The organism is Streptomyces sp. NPDC001781, from assembly GCF_053596035.1.
In genome coordinates this window covers 1-1549 of the sequence record NZ_JBSFFI010000093.1, presented here as the reverse complement: position 1 = coordinate 1549, position 1549 = coordinate 1, and the positions used below count along the sequence as shown (strand labels likewise).

Genomic DNA, 1549 nt, shown 5'->3' with positions numbered 1-1549 from the left:
AGGGCCTGGCGGACAAGTCCAAGCCCGAGTCCCAGGCCGACAAGGACACCCTGTGGGTCGCCACGGGTACCGAGGGGGCCGAGGACTGATGGACCCCGGGACGACCACCCGGGACGACGAGCCCTCACAGGCCAGCGAAGCCGGCCGTGGGGGCTCCGTGGTTTTCGGGTTCGACCTGTCGGCGTCCGGCGACGTCTACGCACGCGCGGCCTCCGACCTCGGAGCCCTGTTCGGGCTCGGACAGCCCTACGACCCTGCACGGGCACACACGCCCGTGCAGCCCGGCACCGGCGACGCAATGCACTGGAGACCGCCGGCCGACGGAGAGGACACCCCGCCATGCCCCGCCTGATCCGCAAAACGCTGGCCCACATCCGGTTCCGCCTGGGTTACGGGCGCCAGCACCCGTGCGCGAAAGGATGCGTCTGCTGATGCCCCGCCTGACCGTCGCCGTCGTCATACCCACGATCCCCGGCCGCGAGGACATGCTGGAGCGGGCACTGGCGTCCGTACGCGAGCAGACCCGGCAGCCGGACCAGATCGTCGTGGAGCGCGACTCCCTGCGCACCGGCGCCGACGCCGCCCGCAACCGCGCGCTGGAGCGGGTGACCACGGACGTGGTGGCCTGGCTCGATGACGACGATTTGCTGCGCCACCATCACCTGCGGGCCTGTATGCGCGTGCTGGAGAACTCCCCCGACAAGCCGGGCCTGGTCTACCCGACCCCGGTGGTGCGCGGCGGCCCGGACCCGACGGCCGTGTCCGTGCAGGGGCAGTGGATACTTCCGTGGGGTGTGCGTTTCGGACCTGAACAGGAGGCGCACCTGCGCCGGTTCGGATCGTTCATCCCGATGACTCACCTGGTCAGGACGGAACTGGTCCGACGGATCGGGGGATTCCGCCCTGGCCAGGATGTGACCACCGAAGGCATCGGCCGCCGCTACCGTGGGGAGGACGAGGACTACCTGGTCCGGCTGCTGGACGCCGGCGCCCGGTTTGAACACCTTGACGCCAAGACATGGACGTGGAACGTGCACGGGGGGAACACTGGCGGCAGGGGCTTGAGCCCCGCCACAACTTGAGATCGAGATCAGGAAACGGAGGAGTCGTGCCGTCCACCACCGCCACGACTGGACCCCCGGCCCCCGCTGACCACGGAGGCCCGAACCTACGGCAGACGACCCGGAGCGCCGGACCCCGCGCGGGGTGCCTGCGGTGACCCGGCAGCGACGATCGTACGGGTACGTCTACAGCGGGGTGGTCGCCCACGGCGCCGAGGTGCGCAACCTCGACGGCACCGCGTGGTCCATCGAGCCGTGCGACGAGGCCCGCCTGCGGGCCGTGGCACTGAAGGACGTCGCCGAGTCCGAGGGCGTCCCGCTCGGCGAGCTGGACGTCAAGTCGTTCTGGTTCAGCGAGATCTCCGCCGAGCCGGATCTCCCGCATCCGTGCAGCGACCCGTTCGGCCCCCGCCCGGGTCCGGACCCGTTCCAGCCACGGGGGTGAGCGGCCCCGAAAGAGTGAGCCCCTGCGGGACGTCCCGCAGGGG

General features: G+C 71.1%; 2 protein-coding genes. Both read left to right on the top strand.

Going from position 1 to position 1549, the window contains the following annotated elements:
- The first annotated feature begins 431 nt into the window (after positions 1-431).
- Entirely contained in the window at positions 432-1082 is a 651-nt protein-coding gene (locus ACWCV3_RS28895) for a glycosyltransferase (RefSeq protein ID WP_451230318.1), read from the top strand.
- A 133-nt stretch (positions 1083-1215) separates the two neighbouring features.
- Positions 1216-1506 (top strand): hypothetical protein, encoded by a 291-nt coding sequence (locus tag ACWCV3_RS28890; protein ID WP_451230316.1) that lies wholly within the window; start codon positions 1216-1218, stop codon positions 1504-1506.
- Positions 1507-1549 lie beyond the last annotated feature (43 nt).